Genomic DNA, 20,425 nt, shown 5'->3' with positions numbered 1-20,425 from the left:
AGCGGTGGAGCCGGCAAGCAGCATATTCTGTCTGCCGTTCTATATATAAGCTTAATCATTTAGGGAGGGTTAATATGAAAAAGTTAAAAGGGCGCAAACCGCTATTCACGGCGATTGTTCTGGTTCTTGCGTTAGCCTTGCAGGCATGCTCTGGCGGTAATAACGGGGGTACTTCTGAACCGGCAGCATCAAAAGGCACGGAGAGCACGAGTACTGCGGCACCTGCTGACAGTCCGGAATCACTGAAGCCTTACGAGGTGTCGATTATCTACTTCGGTGCGCCGCAGCGGGATGATGCGCTGGTCGAAGCCAAGCTCAGTGAATATTTCAAAGAGAAATTCAATGCCACTGTTGATCTTCAGCCGATTGCCTCCAGCGAATACAAGCAGAAGACCGAGCTGATGTTAAATGCCGGTGAACCGATGGATCTTGTATTCACAGCCTCATGGCTTAATTTCTTCGGCAACGTCTCTAAGGGCGCCTTCCTGGATCTGGATGATCTGCTGGCCAAATACGGGCAGGGCATCTCGGAGAACCTGAACCCGATCTACCTGGAGGCTCCGCGCTACAAAGGGAAGCTGTATGGGATTCCCACAAACAAAGAGATTACCCAGGGCAAGGCCTACACTTACCGGAAAGATATAGTCGACAAATATAGTATCCCTATTGAGGATATTAAGACGATGTCAGACTTTGAACCCTGGTTCAAGCTGCTGAAGGAGAAAGAGCCGGAATTGATTCTGGATTTCATTAAGGAGTCGGGTGAAGGCATGATGTATGAGACCCGCTCGAACTTCCGCGTTATCGGGCCAACGCCTAACAAGATTCCTTTGTTCTTATATGACTATACGAATACAGATAACATCCAGATAAAGTCGGTTGTTGATCCGGAAATCTCATCGATTGCCAAAGCGGAGTATGAGCTGAACCGCAGCTATTATGAGAAGGGCTACATCAATAGCGATGCAGCTACAACAACGACTGACATCGGTGATTTAAGAAAACAGGGTAAAATCTGGATGCAGCAGGCCGTCTGGAAGCCGGGGGCTGATATTGAACTGAAAATTGCCACAGACAATAAATATGATTTTGTCTCTAAGGTTATCGAAGAGCCTATTGTAACCACGGACCTTGCCGCCGGATCGATGTTCTCCATCTCCCGCACCTCCAAAGATCCGGAGCGGGCCATGATGGTATTAAATGCGCTGCATACCGATCCTTACGCCGTGAACCTGTTCGTTAACGGAATTGAAGGAACCCACTATAAGAAGATTAGCGAGAACCGCATCGAGCCGATTGCCGATTCCGGATATGGCACCAGCGCCTTGTTCTGGGTGATCGGTAATCAGCTCATCAATTATCTCAAGCCGGGTCAGCCTGATGATTTGTATTCAAGCTGGAAGGAATTCAACAATGAGGCCAAACGTTCACCGCTGTTAGGGTTCGTATTCGATGAGTCGTCCGTCAAAAACGAGATTACTCAGCTTACCTCGGTCATTGGCGAGTACCGGGCCGCAAGCACGGGGGCTATTCCTGACCCTGCCAAAATGCTTGAGGAAAGAAATGAGAAATTAAAGAAGGCCGGCATTGAGAAGGTCCAAACAGAATTGCAGAGCCAAATTGATGCCTGGAAAGCAGCTCAATAATTAACGGATTGAAGCATGGCAGGAGGTCTGTTGTTTCAGGGCGTCCTGCCATTTAACTGTACAAGAGAAAAGGAGACCATACACGATGGAGACTTGGATCAATGAGGCCTGGGATTATTCCCTGGGCAAATTAAGCACCACGCGCCACAGAATCGGAGCAACCTTCCCCAATGCCTCTTACGGCGGAAAATATGATGCGCGTGACCCCGATTGCTGGACCAACGGGTTCTGGCCCGGAATCCTGTGGCTGGCTTATCGTGCTACCGGCGATGAGGAATACCGGAGGATCGCCGAGAACTGTGAGGAGCAGCTGGATGCGCCTCTTCAGGAATACGAACAGCTGCATCATGATAACGGATTCCTCTGGAGCTTGTCAGCGGTAGCCGACTACAAGCTTACCGGCAATATGCTGTCCAGAAGAAGAGGGCTGATCGCTGCCAGCCATTTAGCCAGCCGCTTTAATCTTAAAGGGCATTTCATCCGTGCCTGGCTGTATGAGGGCAGTGAAGGCCTGGCTATTATAGATTGCATGATGAATCTTGGCTTACTGTACTGGGCCAGCGAAGAGCTTAAGGACCCGCGGTACCGGCATATAGCCGCTGCACATTCTGAAATGGCGCTGCGGGAATTCATCCGTCAGGATGGCTCGGTGCACCATATCGTCCGCTTCGATCCCGGAACGGGAGAGCGGATAGAAGCGCTTGGCGGACAAGGGTATAGTCCGGATTCCGCCTGGTCCCGCGGATCGGCCTGGGCGATTTACGGATTCGCTATAGGGTACCGCTATACGCGCGACATCCGGTTTTTGGATGCGGCCAAAGCGGCTGCGGATTATTTCGCCGCACAATTGCCGGAGGATCTTGTGCCACCGTGGGATTTCCGGGCACCTGCAGAACAGCTATGGGCCAAAGATTCAACAGCTGCGGCCTGCGCAGCCAGCGGAATGCTGGAAATTGCCTTTCTGCTGGAAGGTGAAGAAGCAGCGCGCTACCGGAAGCTCGGCGCGGCAATAACGGAAGCGCTGTTCCGTCATTACACGCCGGAGGACCCGGCGGAAGAAGCGTTGATTACCAAGGGGACCGGCAGCTTCCCGTCCAATGCCGAAGTAGAGGTGCCTATCATCTACGGCGACTTTTACTTTCTGGAAGCCTTGCTGAAGTTAAAGGGCGAGAGCGAAATCTTTTGGTAGAGGGAAGGCATTACCGGCAATGAAGGAGGTACAACGTTGATGAGAAGAAGAGTGGATTATGTTGATCCGTTTATAGGCGTGGATGGAGAAAACAATTGCTTGTGCGGGCCTTATCTGCCGGGCAGCATCGTAAGGCTTGGCCCGGATACGCTGCCGCCGCAGCTATCCCACGGCTACAACAGTTCGAGGCCGATTATCCGATTCAGCCATACGCATGTCAGCGGAACGGGAGGCGGAGGCCGTTACGGCAATGTGGGCTTCACCCCTTATACCGGCATGCAGCGGTTCCATATTGATCCTTACCTTAAGGAGAATGAGCAGGCCGAAGCAGGATATTACAGCGTGCGATTAATGCCCGCTGCCATACAGGCTGAATTGACCAGCACAGCGCGCACAGGCATCCACCGTTACAGCTTCAAGGCCGGGGATGCTGCCAACCTGCTGATTGATGCCGGAGCAGTAATTCAGGTAGGCGGAGATGAGCCGGGGAAGACTACCGGCGTCTCCACGGGCGGTTACCTTGAAGTAATATCGGAGTACGAGATTGCAGGCCGTTCCGACCTGCGCGGGGGCTGGGGGCATGAGTTCCCTTATTCCGTCTACTTCTTTATTCGCTTCGATCAGCCGATGAAGAGCAGCCTGCTGGCAGACGCCGGCGGAGTACGGCGCAGCCCGTCTGTGGATGGCCCGAATTGTAAGGCTTCCCTTAGCTTCGGTGACTGCGGAGTTCTGGTGGCGAAGACAGGCATTTCTTATGTAAGTGTCGGCAAGGCCAGAGCCAGTGTGGACCGGGAAGCGTCCGCCGGATTCGATAAAATCCGGCAAGCGGCCGGCGGCATCTGGGAAGATAAACTGAGCAGAGTCACGGTGGAAGGCGGAAGTGAGGAGCATACGCGGCTGTTCTATACTCTGATGACCCGGCTGTTCTGTATGCCGAGTGACTTGGGGGTAGACGATGAGAACTTCGCCTGGGAATCCGGGGTCCGGCACTTCACTGATCTGTATGCACTGTGGGACAGCGTCCGAAATGCCAACTCGTTGATTACACTGCTCGACCCGCAGCTTGAAGCGGATATCCTCAATTGTCTGCTGGATATCGCGGATCATACCGGCTGGCTGCCGGACGCCTGGATTATGGGACATAGTGCGATGATTCAAGGGGGAAGCTCCGCAGATGTGCTGTTCTGTGAAGCGGCGCTTAAGAAGCTGGAGGGAATAGATTATGTTAAAGCCCTGAAGCAAATGCGCAAGAATAATGAGGTTCCGTCTCCGGACACCTGGCTCTATGGCCGTCACCTGAAGGATTACCATTCCCTGGGGTACTTGTCGACGGATGTGAAGAAGAACTGTGTATCCCGTCATATGGAGTATACCTATCAGGACTGGTGTATCGGCCAATTGGCCGAAGTTCTTGGTGAGGAGGAGGCGGCAGAAGAATATTATCAAAGCTCGGAGAAGCTATGGAATTTATGGCGGGAGGATCTCAAATGCTTCGCGCCCCGGCTTCCGGGCGGGGAATGGGCAGAGTCCTTCGACCCCTTATCCTGCCTGCCGGATTCATGGAATGATCCTTACTTCTACGAAGGAACCAGCCTGCAATGGTCGTTCAGCACGCATCATGACTTTCATGGACTGGTCGAACGGCATGGGGGGACAGAAGCTTTTATCAGGCATTTAGACGATTTCTTTGACGGCGGATTCTATAACTCCAAGGAAACTATGCTGCATATTCCTTATTTATATATTTATGCGGGAAGACCCGACCGGTCGGCTGACCGGGTCCGGGAATGTCTGGAGACATACTTCAGGGCTGAACGTGACGGATTGGGTGATAACGAGGATATGGGCTGTCAGAGTGCCTTTTTCATCTGTTCAGCTATGGGGTTGTACCCTTTGATGGGTCAGGACATCTATTTCCTCGTCCCACCGTTGTTCAATAAGGTAACCTTGCTGCTGGGAGCGAAGGAGACTCCCGTTCCTCTGACGATCGAGACTCAGGGTGAATGCAGCGGGTCCGGCAACCGGTATATCCTGTCCGCTTCCATCAACGGCAAGGAATTGAACCGTGCCTGGGTCCGCCATGAAGAAATCGCCGGAGGAGGCACGCTTCTGCTGGAGCTTGGCTCTGAAGCCGGAGAGTGGGGAAGCATGATTCCACCTTCCCCGCTCAAGGAATGGGAACAGCGCGCAAAGTCATAAAGGGCGAACCGGTGGCTGAAGGAGAGAATTCCCATGCAGAACTTAAAAAACAAATGGCTGCAATATATCTCGGGAGATACGCTGAGTCATGAATTTCTGCAAAGTGTCAGGCATGATCAGGATACGATGCTCTATCACCAGGAGTTGCTATGGGCTGATGTTCCTTATGCTGAGAACGCTTCGGATGTATTTGTGATCATTGGCCGTTTAAGAGCGATGGCGGTTGCTCTGAAGTCATCACGGTCTGCTTGTTATCTGGACTCTACATTAAGGCAACAGGTGATTTATGGATTGGGATGGCTATATGCACAGAGATACAACGAAAGCTGCCATCCCTATGGAAACTGGTGGTATTGGGAGATTGGCGTGCCGATAGCTCTGCTGGAAACCCTGCTGCTCATGGAGGAGCTGCCGGATACAGAACTTGTAGAGCGTCTACTCCTCCCCATAGACAAATATGTCGGCGATCCGGCGTTTCATGCACAGTGGTTCGTGGCTAAGGCTCCGCCGTCCACCGGAGCTAATCTGGTCTGGAAGTCTACGGCAGTTGCTCTTGCTGCCGTTATTCAGGGCGACGGGCAGAAGCTGTCCGCCGCCCTTAGTGCGCTGCTTCCGGTATTCAAGAATGTTAGCGAAGGGGACGGCTTCTATGAGGATGGCTCCTTTGTTCAGCATGATAAATACGCGTACACCGGCGGATATGGGGTCTCACTGCTGCAGGATGTGGTCCGCCTGATGGTGTGGCTGCATGATACTCCTTGGGAATTGCCGGGTGAAGCCCGCGATTTGACAGCCAAGTGGATTGAAGATTCCTTTGTGCCCCTTATGTTCAAGGGGTCCCTGCTGGATATGACCAGCGGCAGGGAAATCTCGCGGGCGGATTCGCAGAATCATGAGAGCGGGCATTCGGTGATCACCTCCTGCTTACGCTTCTCGCGCATACTGGATGAAGCGGAGCAGGTACGTCTGCTCTCCAGAGCGAAAGGGTGGATTGTGGCTGACACGTATAAATCCTATACAGCCGGTGCACCGCCGGATACTGCGGCTCAAGCCAAAGCTCTGCTGGACAATGAATTCGTGCAGCCTGCCCGAGAAGAGTCCTTCTGCAAGCTGTTTGCGCATATGGACCGGGCGGTGCTGCAGGGTTCGGGTTTTGCCTACTCCATTAGTATGTTCTCCAGCCGGATCTATAGCTATGAATCTATTAATGGGGAAAATCTAAAGGGCTGGTATACTTCGTATGGCATGGGTCATCTGTATAATAGTGACTTGGGGCAATATGCCGATGCTTACTGGCCGACCGTTGATCCCTGCCGCCTGCCCGGAACTACAGTAACAAACAAGCGTCAGGAGGATGGAGCCGGGCAAGGGCGTTTAAGCAACCGGGATTTTGTCGGTGGGGCCGTTTTTCATAACCAATACGGCGCCATTGCCATGGAATTGGAGGATGTAGTTAACGAGGCCGATGGACTGACAGCGCTCAAAAGCTGGTTTTTGCTCGGAACCCGCATCGTTGCCTTAGGTTCGGATATTAAGAGCCGTAATTCCGCTAAAGTGGAGACGATCATCGATAACCGGAAATTGAAATCGTTGGGAGACCATGCGATTACCGCAGACGGAAGAAGAATCTGCCGGAATCCTGGAGATGCCGTGACAGAGACCCTTCACCCCAAATGGATTCATATAGCGGGCGGTGAGCGGGGAGCGGACGTGGGCTTCTTTTTTCCTGAACAATGCCGTGTACATGCCTTGCGTGAACAGCGCCAGGGGAGCTGGAAGGAAATCAACGATGCCGGTTCACCTGAGAAGATGGAACGGTTCTATCAGACGTTGTGGTTCGGTCATGGAGAAGCCCCGGCGGGGGATACCTATGCATATGTGCTTCTACCTGGCTACAGTGAGCAAGAGACTGCTTGTTTCGCTGAGGAACCCAGGGTGAGAATCCTGGAATTGAATGCTCAGGTGCATGCGGTTGAAGATTCTGAACTGGGAATTACAGCAGCGCATTTCTGGAAGGCAGGCTGGTATACAAGCGGGGGGATTGCTTGCAGCAGTCAAGCCTCCATTGTGCTGCAAAGGAATCCGGCAGGCTGGAGCCTGGCTATAGCCGATCCGACACAAAGGCAGCGCAGTCTGATCGAAATCAGGATTGAATTCAATCACCCTGGTACCCGAGTGAAGAACAAGTCAGACCGGATAACGGTAGAACACAGTGAAACCGGCAAGGTGAGACTGTGGTTTGACCCGGATGGTGCCGGGGGAGCCTCGTTTCACGTTGAGCTTGGGACCTAGCGAATCTATGAAATGTATTGGCCGCCAGAGTTGCGGCTTTCTTCTTAAAGAATGAGAGGGTGAAATCAGGGGCACCAGCGCCTTTATTCCGCCCGAAGCGGGCTAAATGGGGAAATGAAAGGTAACCTTTCAAGATCGCTCGAAATTTCATACCTTTTCTCGAATTCACATAGTTTCTTTAGCTGTCATTCCATATCATACTATTAAATGTAAGCGCTTCATCGTAAGGCGGAATTACAGGCGCGGTAAAGAAAGAATTATGTCGGGAAAAAGAAGTGTTTGGATTACGAAAACGAAGCAAACGAAGCAATGAATGAAAAAAGGAGGATTATGGATGAGAAGAATGCTAATGAAAAGCTGCATGATTATGTTAATTCTGCTCCTGACTGTCGGCAGCTTTGAAGGAATAATGGGTATGCAGCGTGCCCGCGCAGCGGATGAATTCGACGGAATGAGGGAGCACCGCAAGGTTATGCTGACCGGAGGAGCCTCCCTGAATACTGCGGATACGGATATAGCCGCTGCAATTACCAGGCTGACCACTGAAGCGAATGGTTATTGGCAGACAATGAATACCTCGCCCAGCCGTACCTATCTGTGGAGCGATAATCCCGGCACCGGGAATTCGATTCACATCCGGGTGACCTATGAACGTCTATACACCATGGCGCTCGCTTATGCCACCACTGGTTCGGCGTTGTACCAGGATAGTCAGCTTGAGACCGACATCGTTGCTGCACTCGATTATATGTATGCAACCAGATACCATGAGGCGGTAACGACGACCGCCAGCGGAACCAGCAATTGGTGGGATTGGCAGATCGGCATACCGATGCAGCTGAACGATACAGCAGTGCTGATGTATGACTCCCTAAGTCCGGCTCAAATTACGAATTATATGAAAGCCGTGGAACGTTTCTCGCCAACCGTCACCTTAACAGGAGCCAACCGCTCGTGGAAAGCGATCGTCGTAGGCGTTCGGGGAATCCTCGTCAAAGATGGTGCCAAGATTGCCGCTGCGCGTGACGGGCTATCTTCGATTTTTAATTACACGGTTAGCGGAGACGGCTTCTATCGAGATGGTTCATTCATTCAGCATGGCAATATCCCCTATACCGGAGGGTATGGACTCAGTCTGCTGCTGGCTGTAAGCGATCTGATGGGAATGCTCCACGGTTCAACATGGCAGGTCACCGATCCTAACCAGTCCAATGTCTGGGATTGGGTATACAACACCTATCAGCCGCTGATGTACAAAGGCGCCATGATGGATATGGTTCGCGGCAGGGAAATCTCCAGAAATTACAGTCAGGATCATGACGCGGGACATACAGCGATGCAAGGTATCCTGCTGTTGTCCGGGATCGCGCCGCCCGCACAAGCGGCTGACTTCAAGCAGATGCTTAAGGGCTGGATAATGTCGGATACCTTCAAGTCCTTCTATTCCAGTGCACCGATCCCATCCATCGTACTGGCCAAGAGCATAAGCGCGGACCCGTTGATTGAGCCGGCGGAAGAGCTTAAGGTCTATAAGCAATTCTCGGCGATGGACCGGGCAGTCCAGCACCGGCCTGAATATAGCATCGGACTTGCTATGTATTCGAAGCGCATCAGCAGCTTTGAAGCGATCAACAGCGAGAACGCCAAAGCCTGGTACACCTCAGCCGGGATGACCAGCTTGTATAACAGCGATCTCGGACAATACAGCAATGATTTCTGGCCAACCGTCGATAATTACCGCCTGCCGGGAACAACCGTGTTGTCCCAGACCCCGTCAAGCAGCCATACCAGTGCAAATACGTGGACTGGCGGCACCGACATTCAGAACTTATACGGCAGCTCAGGTATGGATTTGCAGTATGCGGATCATACGCTTGGCGCCCGGAAATCCTGGTTCATGTTTGACGGCGAAATCGTCTCCCTGGGTGCAGGCATCACCAGCACGGACAATATTGCCGTTGAAACCATCGTGGAGAACCGGAAGCTGAACACGGCGGGCAGTAATACACTCACTGTGAATGGCGAAGTACAGCCTTCAGCTTTAGGGTGGTCGGAAACCCTAGACCAGGTAGCCTGGGCTCACCTGTCCGGTAGCACAGCTGGTGCCGATACCGGATATTATTTTCCCCAGAATGTATCGCTTACCGCCAAGAGAGAGGCCAGAACAGGGAACTGGAAGCAGATCAACCCACGTCCGGTAACCCCGTCCACACCGATAACCCGCAATTATATGACCTTATGGCTGAATCATGGCGTGAATCCGGGTGGCGGGGAATATCAATATGTCCTGCTGCCGGGCAAGACCGCTGCTCAAGTGGCTGCTTATGCCGCAGCGCCTGATATTGAAGTGCTGTCAAACTCCTCCTCTGTTCAAGCGGTAAAAGAAACGAAGCTGGGCATCATTGGGGCGAATTTCTGGGAAGATGGGGCCAGCTCCGTCGATCTGATCTCAGTGAACAAGAAAGCATCAGTGATGACCAGAGAAGCCGAAGATGGCACTTTGGAACTATCGGTCAGCGATCCGACACAGTTAAATACCGGTGTTATTGAGGTTGAACTGGACCGTTCGGCAAGCGGATATACTGCGGACCCCGGAATTACAGTGACGCAGCTCAGCCCGACCATCAAATTAACAGTCAATGTCAACGCAGCCAAAGGCAAGACGTTCAAGGCCTCCTTTGAACCGGGCAGCAGTACGCCGCCAACCCTCCCTGGAGAAGAGGTTATTGTGGACAATAATGACACCACAGGTGTGCTAAAGACGGGAAGCTGGAAGACCTCTGCGGTACAGACAGACCGGTACGGAATCAACTATGTACATGATGACAACAGCGGCAAAGGCAGCAAAAGTATTACGTATACACCCGAGTTGCCCGTCACCGCCACTTATAGCGTCTATATGATGTGGCCGGAGCATTTTAACCGCTCCACTGCGATCCCAATTGAAGTCGTTCATGCCGGCGGGACGGCAACACTTACCATAGACCAGACCTCAAACGGCGGGGTATGGAACTTAATCGGAACGTACACCTTCACTGCCGGCACCTCCGGCAGTGTGACGATCCGCAATAACGGAACCAGCGGATATGTTGCTGCCGATGCGGTCAGATTTGTGCGTAACCCGTAACTGGCAGCTAAGTGAATAAAGGTTGCATCAAGAGACACTAACGGGAAAGGAGAATTTATTTGAAGCAATCCGCCAGATGGGCAGGTAAAAGCTGGGCCACGCTTGGAGACAGCATCAGCGCGGCGGGTGGCTATCAGCCGCTGGGAGCATTGAAGGCGGGACATTCATACCTTTCGCGGTGGCTACGCCACATTGATTGATTACCCGGTTAACCCTGGATTATTTCACCCTCGACGGTCTTCACCCGAACGCGGCTGGCTTTCAGCGGATTGCAGGGCTGGCTGTTCCTTTTCTGGAGCGGCTTTGAGCCGTGTATAGATAACAGCATTGTCGGACAAGAACATATACGCACAGAAAGCCGCCCATCCGGCGGCTTTCTGTGTTTTCAGAGAGGTTTCAATCAGGAATTCAAATGCAGCTGCCGGTATTCCGTCGGCGTCATGCCATAGTATTTCTTGAAATTGCGCAGAAAGCTGGAGAAGTTGGTGTAGCCGACCTGCTCGGCAATATCATTCAGCTTCATGGGGGTTTCCAGCAGCAGCCGGTGGGCGGCCTTCATGCGTACTTCAATCAGATAGTCGACAAAATTGCTGAAGGTATATTCCTTGAACAGCTTGCTTAAATAATTGGGGCTGATGCTGAACCGGTCAGCCAAATAATTAACGGAAATGTCGCTCTGGGCATAGTGCTCTGTGATATAAGAGAGAACGCTTTCAATCAATTCGCCGCTTTTTTTCTTACTGCTACGTTTCTCCTGCAGAGACTGAATCAGTTCGGTCATCAGCGAGCTTAGAACCATCCGCATCTCGTACAATGTCTCACATTGCTGAAGGCGTATGAACACCGCTTCATGCTCTGTCTGAAATTGTTCATTCAGGCTGGAGTCAGCTGCGGTCCGCAGCGCTTTTAGAATGACCTGCAGGCAGAGCTGGACCATCATCTCTTTGGACAGATTGCATCGCGCCGCCCGTTTGAACAGCTCCTCCAGCACGATTCCGGTTTTCTCCGCGTTCACCTGCTTGACCGTTTCCTGCACAGCATCAACGGACTCAAAGACCTCAAGCAGCCTGCCGCTGTCCCATGCACCAACATCGTTTGAGGTGATGAGCGCATTATGTCCCATGAGGATTTTACAGGAAATCAGCCCTGCCGACTCCAGATAAGACTTGCGGATATCTTGAAAATGATCATAATACTCACCCATGCTGACGGAAATCGTCCGTCTGAACTGCACCTCAACATAGGCCATGAAATCCTCTCCGAATGATCTGGCTTCCATTGTATTCTCCGCACGACCTGCATCCCTGAAGCTCAGAATCATTACCGCCTGATCATCGTTCATCTGAATCGCAGCCCCTTTGACCTTGTCCTGCCGGGAGCGGATCATCTCTTCAGCTACATTACACAGCGCGTACAGGTACAGATTCATGTCTCCAACCTTCTCCAGCATAGCCTTATTATCGAATTCAATGGTGAGGACGATATAATGCTGCGGATACAATTCAATGCCCACATGATTAAGCATAGGCTCAGCGGAGGCGAATTTCGTCCGGTTGCCGGTCAGAATATCGAACATAATCTGCAGCTTCAGCGCCGGAATGCTCTCGTGGAGCTTCTTTTCTGCATTGGAATAACCGGTGAATACCTGCTCTATTCTGTTATGCAGATCATTATAGGAGAGTGCCTGTGAAGAAGGTAAGCTCTGGAAACCAGAGGGAGTGCGCACAGTAATCTCCTCCAGCCTTGCAATGAAAAACTCCATGGGAGCAAACCAGCGGTGATTGACGAAGCGGCTTGCGGAAACCGCGATGACAACCATCAGCACGGCCATGGCGATCAGAATATAGCGCACTGTAAGCGAAAGCGTACTGAGCTGCTGCTGGGATACGATGTAAATCAGCTTCCAGCCGGTATAAGCAGAGTTATCGTAGAATACGAGATTTTTCCCGGTGGCTGTTTTCTCTACCACGTACCCCCGCCCTTCGCGTGCAAGTACCCGGGAAGCGTAGCTGTTGTCCAGAATGCTCTGATGAATCAGCTTGGGGTCCTTATGGGACAGCACATTCCCGTTCCGGTCGACCAGAAATACATTGTAGCTGTCGCTGAATTGCAGATCGCCGAACATCTTCGAGATACTCTTTTCATTAATTCGCGTGACCATTACACCGCTTCTGTCTTTGGGTCCGGCGGTAAAAGGGTAATTGCGGACAAGCAGGAAATCGCTGCTCTCTGCTGCCGGAGGAGAGGCATTCCATTTGCCGGTCTTGCCGCTGCCGGTGAAGGACTTGATCCAGCCCATGGAAGGCGCTGATTCCAGCGGGTAATAGTCGGAAGCAGAGAGGAGCTTGCCGCTTTTCTCCGAATACAGATAGATCGCCTTCATATTAAAATTGGCTGCGAGATTGTTGCCCAGCTGATCCTGGAGCATAGAGAGGCCCAGTAAATGCTGTGCAGAATCCGGACCGGAGTCCTCAAAAAAAGACCGGGTATCATTACTCCGCAGCAGATTGATGGTGGTCAAATCGATTTCCTGAAGTGTGCTGTCAACCCGTTTGCTGATCTGGCTCAGCACATTCTGATTCGAACCAATCACCTGCCTTTCTAACTGGCGGATAGAGCTGATATAGCTGATCGCCACTGTCATCAGGATAATCAGGATAAATAATGCGGTATACATGAGCTGTACTTTGGCAGAAATTCTTCTCTTCACTTGCTATCGCTCCTTAACCGGCGGATGTTCACTTCATTATATGACATAATGCAGCGGTAAGCGGGTGTCACTTTCCATTATGATGTAGCGTTATCTACAAATATCCGCCGGATAGCGGGAGATGAGAGTTCATTGTAGGTTCTGCAACTATTCAGTCTGCCGGATAGCCCGCTATAGTTAGGTGGAGGCCAGGCGCCAGGCTTCACCGTCTTAGCAAGACATGATCTGCCCAACATCACAAGTCCATTGGAGGTCAAAAGAATGTACAGAAACAGAAAGCTCACCCCCGCGCTTCTCGCGGTGCTGCTGCTAGGAACGGCGGCTTTGTCCGCATGCGGCAACAGTAACGGAAACGCCGGCACGTCCGCAGGGCCATCCCCGGCCGCTGCCTCACAGGCGCCAAGCGCAGATCCCTATGCTTCGCTGCCCAAGGAAATATCCGGTTCCATTTATGACAGGGGGCAGGTGGCAACGGGAGAAGGCTCTTATGAAGAGAACCGCTGGACAAAGTATATCAATGAGAATTCCGGAGTGAAGGTGAATTGGGTGCCGATTCCGCGCAATCAGGAGGCGGATAAATTCAATGTGCTGATTGCTTCCGATCAGGCGCCGGATATGATGACTACCTTCAACCGCGACTTTATTGTCCGCTGGGCCGATGAAGGAGCCATTCAGCCGCTGGATGAGTATATCGACAAGTACAGCACCAGCTACAAAAAATATCTGCAGGAGCATCCCGAGCTGAAGCCGTACCTGACCCTGGATGACGGTAAAATCTATGCCATCGCAAGCATGCGGCCTGCCCGTGCCAATACCGCTATCTTCATCCGGCAGGACTGGCTGGATAAACTCGGGCTGGCTATGCCGACTTCGGTGGATGAGCTGGTGGAGGTCGCCAAAGCCTTCCGGGACAAAGACCCTGACGGCAACGGTGCGGCCGATACCATTCCAATGGCGATGTCAACGGCCTACACGGCGATTACCGACGACTGGTATATGGCGCGCAGTGCGGCCTGGTTCGTGGAGGACGGAAAGCTCACCCAGAGCTTCTTCACCGAACGGTATAAAGATGCGCTTGCTTTCCGCCAGCTTGCTTACCATGAGAGTCTCGTTGACAAGGAATTTGCGACAGATAAGGAATTTTCGCGGCAGAAGCAGCTGTGGACCACGGGTCGCTCCGGCATCTATTTCAGTAACCTGAACATGGACAATACCATTACCGAGCTGCGGAAAAATAATCCGGAGGCCACACTGGCCGCAGTTCCGCCTCTGTCCACGAAATACGGAACGAATGGCTATGAGGTCGAAGTCCCTAACCATCTGCTGACCGCTTTTAACAAAAACATGAAAAATCCGCAGGCAGCGATGGAATTTATCGACTGGATGCTGGATTCAGGCTGGGAGCCGCTGACCTATGGAACTGAAGGCGTACATTATCAGCTGAAGGACAGCATTCCGGTCACAACCGATTTTGACAAATGGAAGACGGAGGTCGGCTATGCTTCGGAATACCGGCTGGTTCAGCAGGAGCAGCAGACACCGGATTATTTGGTCACCCGGGCAGGGGACAGCAAGGATGATCAGGATATGGCTGCCCTCAAAAGTACGATTATTAAGAACAGTGAGACCTATACCTTCCGCAAGGATCTGCCATATATCCCGCCAGTTGCGGAATACGCCTCCATCGCCGGCCAGTTTGAAACCAAATGGAAGGAAATTAACACCCGTATGGCGATGAGCAATCAGACACCGGATGAAGCGGTCGAAGAGCTGCGCCAAGCCTGGAACAGCCTGGACGGAGACAGTGTAACCGCCAAGGTTCAGGCCTGGTACGACGCGAACAAAGACAAGCTGAAGTAACCCATACGATTCTTGGATATAAGGGAGCTGCGGAATGAACGCTATTCCAGGCTCCCGAAATTTATAGAGGAGTGAGAAAGAGCTATATGCCAAAAACATTGCACCAGCCCTCCGGTCCGGCGGCCATACGCTCCAAAGGCCTGAACAAGCCGGGGCGGGGCCTGCTATTTTATCTCTACCGGGACCGTTATCTGTACTTGTTCCTTATTCCGGCCATGTCCTATTTCTTCCTGTTCAAATTTGTCACCCTGTACGGCGAGCTGATCGCCTTCAAGGATTTCCGCCTGCTGGACGGAGTTTGGGGCAGCCCCTGGGTGGGGCTTAAGCATTTTCATACCTTGTTTGGAAGCTCAGACTTCTGGAATGTGCTGCGCAACACCCTGCTGCTGAATTTATACAATCTTGTTTTTGCCTTCCCGGCTCCGATCCTGCTGGCCCTGCTGCTGAATGAGCTGCGGGTGAACTGGTTCAAACGGGCCGTGCAGAACATGCTGTATTTGCCTTTTTTCATCTCATGGGTAGTTCTGGCGGGGATCATTGTCTCCTTGCTGTCACCTTCCACCGGAGTAGTGAACGCGGCCCTGCGCCTGTTCGGGATTGATCCGGTTTACTTCATGACCAGCACCTTATGGTGGCCTGTGGTGTTCATTGTCTCCACCATCTGGCAAAGCGCGGGCTGGGGTACGATTATCTATATGGCCGCCATCTCATCTATTGACCCCGGCTTATACGAAGCGGCCAAAATCGACGGAGCCACCAAGCTGCGCCAGATCTGGCATATTACGCTGCCGGGTATCCGCGGGACCATTGGTGTCCTGCTGGTTCTGCAAATGGGGAAGATGATGGATGTGGGCTTCGAGCATATCTTTAATCTGCAGAATGCCGCTGTCTTCAGTGTATCCGATGTCATCAGCACATTCGTGTACCGCACAGGGCTGCAGAACGCGCAATACAGTCTGGCAACGGCTGTGGGATTATTTCAGGCGCTGATCGGGCTGATTCTGGTGCTGACGGTCAACAAAATTGTGAAAAAGCTGGGAGAAGGCGGATTATGGTAAACCGACTGAAAAGTATGCCGCTGTATTTGTTTCTGGCCCTGTGTGCGTTCATAACGGTATTTCCGATTCTGAATATTCTGGCGATGTCGCTGAGCAGCAGCCGGGCGATCATCTCGGGCGAAGTGGTATTGTGGCCGGTAGAAATTACCGTTCAGGCCTATAAACAGCTGTTCATCGACGGGCAGCTGCTCATCGCTCTCAAGAATACAGTGATCATCACAGCCGTAGGTACTGTACTCCAGATGATTGCAACTACGCTGGCCGCATACACGCTTTCGAAGCGGAGATTGAAAGGACGGCAGATCTTTACGTTTATGGTGATGTTCAGCATGCTGTTCGGTACCGGGCTGATCCCGCTGTTCCTGCTGGTTAAGCAGCTGCACCTGATCAATACCTTCTGGGCGATCTGGCTGCCCGGGCTGGTAAGTGCTTACAATCTGTTTGTGATGAAATCATTTTTTGAAGGCCTGCCGGCCGAGCTGGAAGAATCAGCGACGATTGACGGTGCAACGGATCTGACGGTGTTCTTCAAGCTGACGCTGCCTTTATCCAAGCCTATCTTGGCTGCGATTTCGCTGTTCTATGCGGTTGCTCTGTGGAACACGTATTCCAATGCCTTGTATTTCATCAGCAAATCGCAGCTGCTGCCTGTAACAGTCAAGCTGTACCAGATGCTGCAGACGCCGATTGATTCCCTGCTTGCAGGCGGTGACTCCTCCCAGTACATCCAGCCAGAGGGTCTGAAGGCCGCGGCGATCATCATCACTGTGCTGCCAATCCTCTGCGTTTATCCGTTTTTGCAAAAGCATTTTATCAAAGGGGTTCTGCTGGGCTCGGTGAAGGGCTGAAGTACAGAATTCCATTTCCGGAGGGAACACATGAAGGTGACTACAAACTATACACTCGGTTCATTTGCGTTTGATTTACGGAAAAGTCTGGCACCTGCTGAACATCTCTGGGTGAGCAGCGGTTATAGTACTGCGGCGCCGTCCGCGCGAACGGTCTGCGGCGTTCAAGGCTGCTATTCGCCTCCTTATGCCGCCAAGGATCTGGCCGTTAAACTTCATATAACAGCGGACGGACATCCTGTCCGGGATAACGGAGACTTAGGCAAAGGGGACTGTGGCGTACTGTATGCGAAGGGCGTATGGCAGCCCGATCAGATCAAAAGACAAGGGACCTATCATCATCTGATGGAGGGAGGCCTCTTATCACTTGCGGTGTCCAGTGAATTGACGCCTCTGGCGGATACACATGGCTTCCTCCTGACTCAGCGGATCAAGAACCGCAGTCTTAGAACGGTAACGGTTGCTGTTCTACCGGAGCTGGTGCCGGGAAGCCCGGCCATGGTTCCGCTGGACGATTGGGACTATGGAGCACCGCTGACCTCTGCCGGTCCTGCGCTGCAGATTGAGGAAGGAATCTGGGAGAACGAACAGGTCCGTATTACCCTGCTTCGGGAAGGGGATCAGGAGCTGAGCCTTGGAGAAGGGGAGGAGGCCGTGTTCCGGATGGCTGCGGTTCTGACTCCTGCCGGACAAGAGTTCCGTTGGGAAGAAGGGCAGACCCTGAAAGAGCTGGGGGGGCGGACAACCGTAGTCTGGGAACGCCGGCTTGAGGAAGCCTGCCGTGAATTGCCGGTGCTGCAATCGGATATTCCGGGACTGGAAGACTATTACCGCCGCTCATTGATCAGCGGGATGGTCTGTCTGTGGGAGAACCCGGAATTCGCCATTCAGCCATTTCCCGCCGTCTCCGGCCTGGAAGGTGCAGGGATCTGCTGTTATCCATGGGATGCGGGGGGATACGGTGCAAGAACGCTGGCGCTGATGCTGGGGAAGGACAAAGCGGCAGAGCTCGCGGGACTAATGGCAGCCAGCGGCATTGAACGGCACTCCCGGTTTGCTCCCAGCGGACAAGGGGCCCATGTGCCCTATTCGTATAGCTTATGGTCCTTCCTGAACTTTGCCTGGTCTATCTTTGTACTGCACGGAGAAGGGGCAGAACTGTTCCCGACCATGCGGACGCTGGCCTTATATGACGATAGCCGGTTGCCGGAATGGAATGAGCTGCTGGACTACGGCCTTCAGCCGAACCTGCTGGAAATGCGGGGTGCAGGCTATGAACATATTGTAGCCAGTCCGAATGCCGAGCGGGCCTGGAGTTATGACCGCTTGGCCGATCTGGCGCAGCATCTGGATCTGGCGGCGGATCAGCCCGCACAGGAATGGCGGGACAAGGCGGAGCGTATCCGCCAGTCGATCCGCACTCATCTGTGGGATGAGGACAAAGCCTGGTTCAAGGCCATTTATCCCGAAGGCCATGCGGAATGGATCTATTCGATTCAATATTATGACGCGCTGCGCTTCGGTGCCTGCACCGAGGAGATGAAGCAGGGAATGTTCGCACAGGTTAGGGATGGGGCATTTCTCGGCAAATACGGCGTGAGCAGTATCTCGGCCGAAGATGAGCTGCATTATGAGCAGAATGATCCGGACTGGTCGGGAGGCGGGGCTTATACCGGGGATGGGCCGATGCTGGCGCTGACATTGTGGGAATCCGGACGCGATGAGCTGGCGTGGGATACACTGAAGCGCCACTTCTGGATGGGGCAGCATCTGCCGTATTATCCGCAGGAGCATTACTGTGACCGCCCGGCTGTACCCGTGCATAAGCGGGCGAATGTGGTCGCAGGCTTGGCTGGCGCGGAAGCAATACTGTTTGGCCTGGCCGGTCTCGATCCCCGCCTGGACGGCAGCTTATGGATTCATCCCCGCCCGCCCGCTGAAGGAAGGGTCTCTCTTTCCGGTTTCGTTTTCCGGGGGCATATCATTGATGTGCGGATGAGCCCGGAATGGTGCGAGATCATCTGCGATGACAAGGTAATCTACAGCGGTGTCCCCAGCCTCCGTGAGGTTGTTCAGTCCACCGGGAGCCGGAGGAATTGAAGAGAGAGAAGGGAGCGGACGCTATGAAGGGAAACTGGAATTTCGAGCTTGTGGTGGTAGGAGCAGGAGTCGGCGGGATCAGCGCAGCCCTGGCTGCTGCGAGGTTGTTCCGGCGGGTGCTGCTGATTGAGGCGGGGCCTGAAGTCGGCGGCACCGGCGTCTTCTCCAGCGTCTCGCTGATCTGCAATTTCCGCGACAGTATGGGACGACCGGTTACAAGCGGCATTCACCGCGAGCTGTTCCCGGCGGCGTATACCCATTACAACGAACAGCGGGTGCCGACCTATGATGAGCAGTTTCTGAAGTCCACCTATCAGCAGCTCCTGGAAGCTGAGCCAACGCTAACCGTGTGGACCGGGTGCTCGGTGAATGAGGTTGATGTGGAGAAGGGTCGGATTCAGCGACTTCACCTTCAGGGCAATCAGGCTGGAACGGTTGCCGCAGAGGTATTTCTGGATGCCACGGCGGACGGTAATCTGTCCGCAATGGCAGGGATGCAGTACGAAATCGGCCGTGAAGGTGACGGCAAGCTGCAATCAGCCACCGCCACCTTTCGTGTGAGCGGCTTCGATCCCATGAAGCTGAAGAATCCGGATATCCAGACCTGGCCGGCGATCCATTCCCTGCGGCTTGAGCTGCTGCCGTATTATCAGGAGCTTAAGGACAAGGGGGAGACCGCTAATCCAAGGCAGAGCATCACCTGCTTTCCTTATCCGGACGGCAAGTCGCTGCTCTTCAACTCCACCTCTGTGCTGGGAGTGGACCCAACCCGTCCCGAATCAGTAAGCCGGGGTATGGAGGAGGGTACCCGGCAAGCCAATGAATTGTTCGGGGCCATCTGCGGGCATCCGGCATTCCGGCAGGCCAAGCTGGATTATATTGCACCGCGTCTCGGTGTCAGGGAAGGCCGGCGGATCACTGGTGAGTATGTCCTGACAGCCGAAGATTGCCTGAACAACCGGCATTTCGGGGATATGATTGCAGCTTGCGCCTACTCACTGGACATTCACAGCCCGGATGGAGGAGCGACCCGGCTGGAGCGCATTCCCGGGGACGGATATTATCATATTCCTTATCGTTCACTGATCCCCGTGGGCTGCTCCAATCTCCTGCTCGCCTCCCGCTGCATCAGCGGAACCCATGAGGCGCACAGCTCTTACCGGATCATGGCGTCGGTCAGCGCCATCGGTGAAGCGGCGGGGGTTGCTGCCTCGCTGGCCGTGATTCAGGGGAAGGCGGATGTAAGGGAGGTGATGCCTGCACATATCCGTTATGTGCTACAGCTGCGGGGGCAATTCACAGAAGGTGAAGTGGAGCGGATCCCGCTTCCGGCCAGTCCGCAGCAGGAACAGCCTGGATCATTGGAACCGAACTTCAAGTCAAGTCATGACTGACC

11 protein-coding genes are annotated in these 20,425 nt (G+C 53.2%); 10 read left to right on the top strand and 1 reads right to left on the bottom strand.

Translation table 11 applies throughout. The features are described from left to right. Positions 1-74 precede the first annotated feature (74 nt). The 5 genes from NSU14_RS13920 (at position 75) to NSU14_RS13900 (ending at position 10,453) form a co-directional block, all read left to right on the top strand. Positions 75-1,646 (top strand): ABC transporter substrate-binding protein, encoded by a 1,572-nt coding sequence (locus NSU14_RS13920; RefSeq protein WP_340945562.1) that lies wholly within the window; start codon positions 75-77, stop codon positions 1,644-1,646. Positions 1,647-1,731: 85 nt separating this feature from the next. Further along, positions 1,732-2,835 carry a glycoside hydrolase family 88 protein gene (locus tag NSU14_RS13915; protein ID WP_042137412.1) on the top strand — a complete coding sequence of 368 codons (1,104 nt, stop codon included), beginning with the start codon at positions 1,732-1,734 and terminating at the stop codon, positions 2,833-2,835. 39 nt (positions 2,836-2,874) lie between these two features. Next, the gene (locus NSU14_RS13910; protein WP_340948941.1) at positions 2,875-5,034 is read left to right on the top strand and encodes a GH92 family glycosyl hydrolase; all 2,160 of its coding nucleotides are present in this window, start codon (positions 2,875-2,877) and stop codon (positions 5,032-5,034) included. Between the two features lie 33 nt (positions 5,035-5,067). Beyond that, positions 5,068-7,326, top strand: a complete 2,259-nt coding sequence (locus NSU14_RS13905) for a polysaccharide lyase 8 family protein (protein WP_340945557.1) — start codon at positions 5,068-5,070, stop codon at positions 7,324-7,326. Positions 7,327-7,660: 334 nt separating this feature from the next. Beyond that, positions 7,661-10,453 carry a polysaccharide lyase family 8 super-sandwich domain-containing protein gene (locus NSU14_RS13900; RefSeq protein WP_340945554.1) on the top strand — a complete coding sequence of 931 codons (2,793 nt, stop codon included), beginning with the start codon at positions 7,661-7,663 and terminating at the stop codon, positions 10,451-10,453. A 400-nt stretch (positions 10,454-10,853) separates the two neighbouring features. Here NSU14_RS13900 and NSU14_RS13895 read toward each other — a convergent pair whose 3' ends face one another. Beyond that, positions 10,854-13,163 (bottom strand): helix-turn-helix domain-containing protein, encoded by a 2,310-nt coding sequence (locus tag NSU14_RS13895; protein ID WP_340945551.1) that lies wholly within the window; start codon positions 13,161-13,163, stop codon positions 10,854-10,856. Positions 13,164-13,424: 261 nt separating this feature from the next. On the opposite strand from NSU14_RS13895, the gene NSU14_RS13890 reads away from it, so the two are divergent. The 5 genes from NSU14_RS13890 (at position 13,425) to NSU14_RS13870 (ending at position 20,423) form a co-directional block, all read left to right on the top strand. Continuing rightward, complete coding sequence (locus NSU14_RS13890; protein ID WP_340945548.1) at positions 13,425-15,023, top strand: extracellular solute-binding protein; 1,599 nt, start codon at positions 13,425-13,427, stop codon at positions 15,021-15,023. Between the two features lie 86 nt (positions 15,024-15,109). Continuing rightward, a complete protein-coding gene (locus NSU14_RS13885) occupies positions 15,110-16,081 on the top strand; it encodes an ABC transporter permease (protein ID WP_171719614.1) in 972 nt (323 codons plus the stop codon). Next, positions 16,075-16,929 carry a carbohydrate ABC transporter permease gene (locus tag NSU14_RS13880; protein ID WP_039292182.1) on the top strand — a complete coding sequence of 285 codons (855 nt, stop codon included), beginning with the start codon at positions 16,075-16,077 and terminating at the stop codon, positions 16,927-16,929. The genes NSU14_RS13885 and NSU14_RS13880 overlap by 7 nt, the downstream gene beginning before the upstream one ends. Positions 16,930-16,959: 30 nt before the next feature. Further along, positions 16,960-19,029: an MGH1-like glycoside hydrolase domain-containing protein gene (locus NSU14_RS13875; protein WP_340945538.1), complete on the top strand. Its 2,070-nt coding sequence runs from the start codon at positions 16,960-16,962 to the stop codon at positions 19,027-19,029. Beyond that, entirely contained in the window at positions 19,026-20,423 is a 1,398-nt protein-coding gene (locus NSU14_RS13870; RefSeq protein ID WP_340945536.1) for an FAD-dependent oxidoreductase, read from the top strand. The genes NSU14_RS13875 and NSU14_RS13870 overlap by 4 nt, the downstream gene beginning before the upstream one ends. Positions 20,424-20,425 lie beyond the last annotated feature (2 nt).

It is taken from the genome of Paenibacillus sp. FSL R10-2771 (genome assembly GCF_038000205.1).
GTDB lineage: Bacteria > Bacillota > Bacilli > Paenibacillales > Paenibacillaceae > Paenibacillus_AQ > Paenibacillus_AQ phytohabitans.
The sequence above is the reverse complement of the archived record's forward strand: the minus strand, read 5'-3'. Positions and strand labels throughout refer to the sequence as shown.

What these genes read in the sequence shown, in the direction of transcription:
- NSU14_RS13920 (WP_340945562.1), top strand. Translation starts at nt 75, where the DNA reads ATGAAAAAGTTAAAAGGGCGCAAACCGCTATTCACGGCGATTGTTCTG.
- NSU14_RS13915 (WP_042137412.1), top strand. Translation starts at nt 1,732, where the DNA reads ATGGAGACTTGGATCAATGAGGCCTGGGATTATTCCCTGGGCAAATTA.
- NSU14_RS13910 (WP_340948941.1), top strand. Translation starts at nt 2,875, where the DNA reads ATGAGAAGAAGAGTGGATTATGTTGATCCGTTTATAGGCGTGGATGGA.
- NSU14_RS13905 (WP_340945557.1), top strand. Translation starts at nt 5,068, where the DNA reads ATGCAGAACTTAAAAAACAAATGGCTGCAATATATCTCGGGAGATACG.
- NSU14_RS13900 (WP_340945554.1), top strand. Translation starts at nt 7,661, where the DNA reads ATGAGAAGAATGCTAATGAAAAGCTGCATGATTATGTTAATTCTGCTC.
- NSU14_RS13890 (WP_340945548.1), top strand. Translation starts at nt 13,425, where the DNA reads ATGTACAGAAACAGAAAGCTCACCCCCGCGCTTCTCGCGGTGCTGCTG.
- NSU14_RS13885 (WP_171719614.1), top strand. Translation starts at nt 15,110, where the DNA reads ATGCCAAAAACATTGCACCAGCCCTCCGGTCCGGCGGCCATACGCTCC.
- NSU14_RS13880 (WP_039292182.1), top strand. Translation starts at nt 16,075, where the DNA reads ATGGTAAACCGACTGAAAAGTATGCCGCTGTATTTGTTTCTGGCCCTG.
- NSU14_RS13875 (WP_340945538.1), top strand. Translation starts at nt 16,960, where the DNA reads ATGAAGGTGACTACAAACTATACACTCGGTTCATTTGCGTTTGATTTA.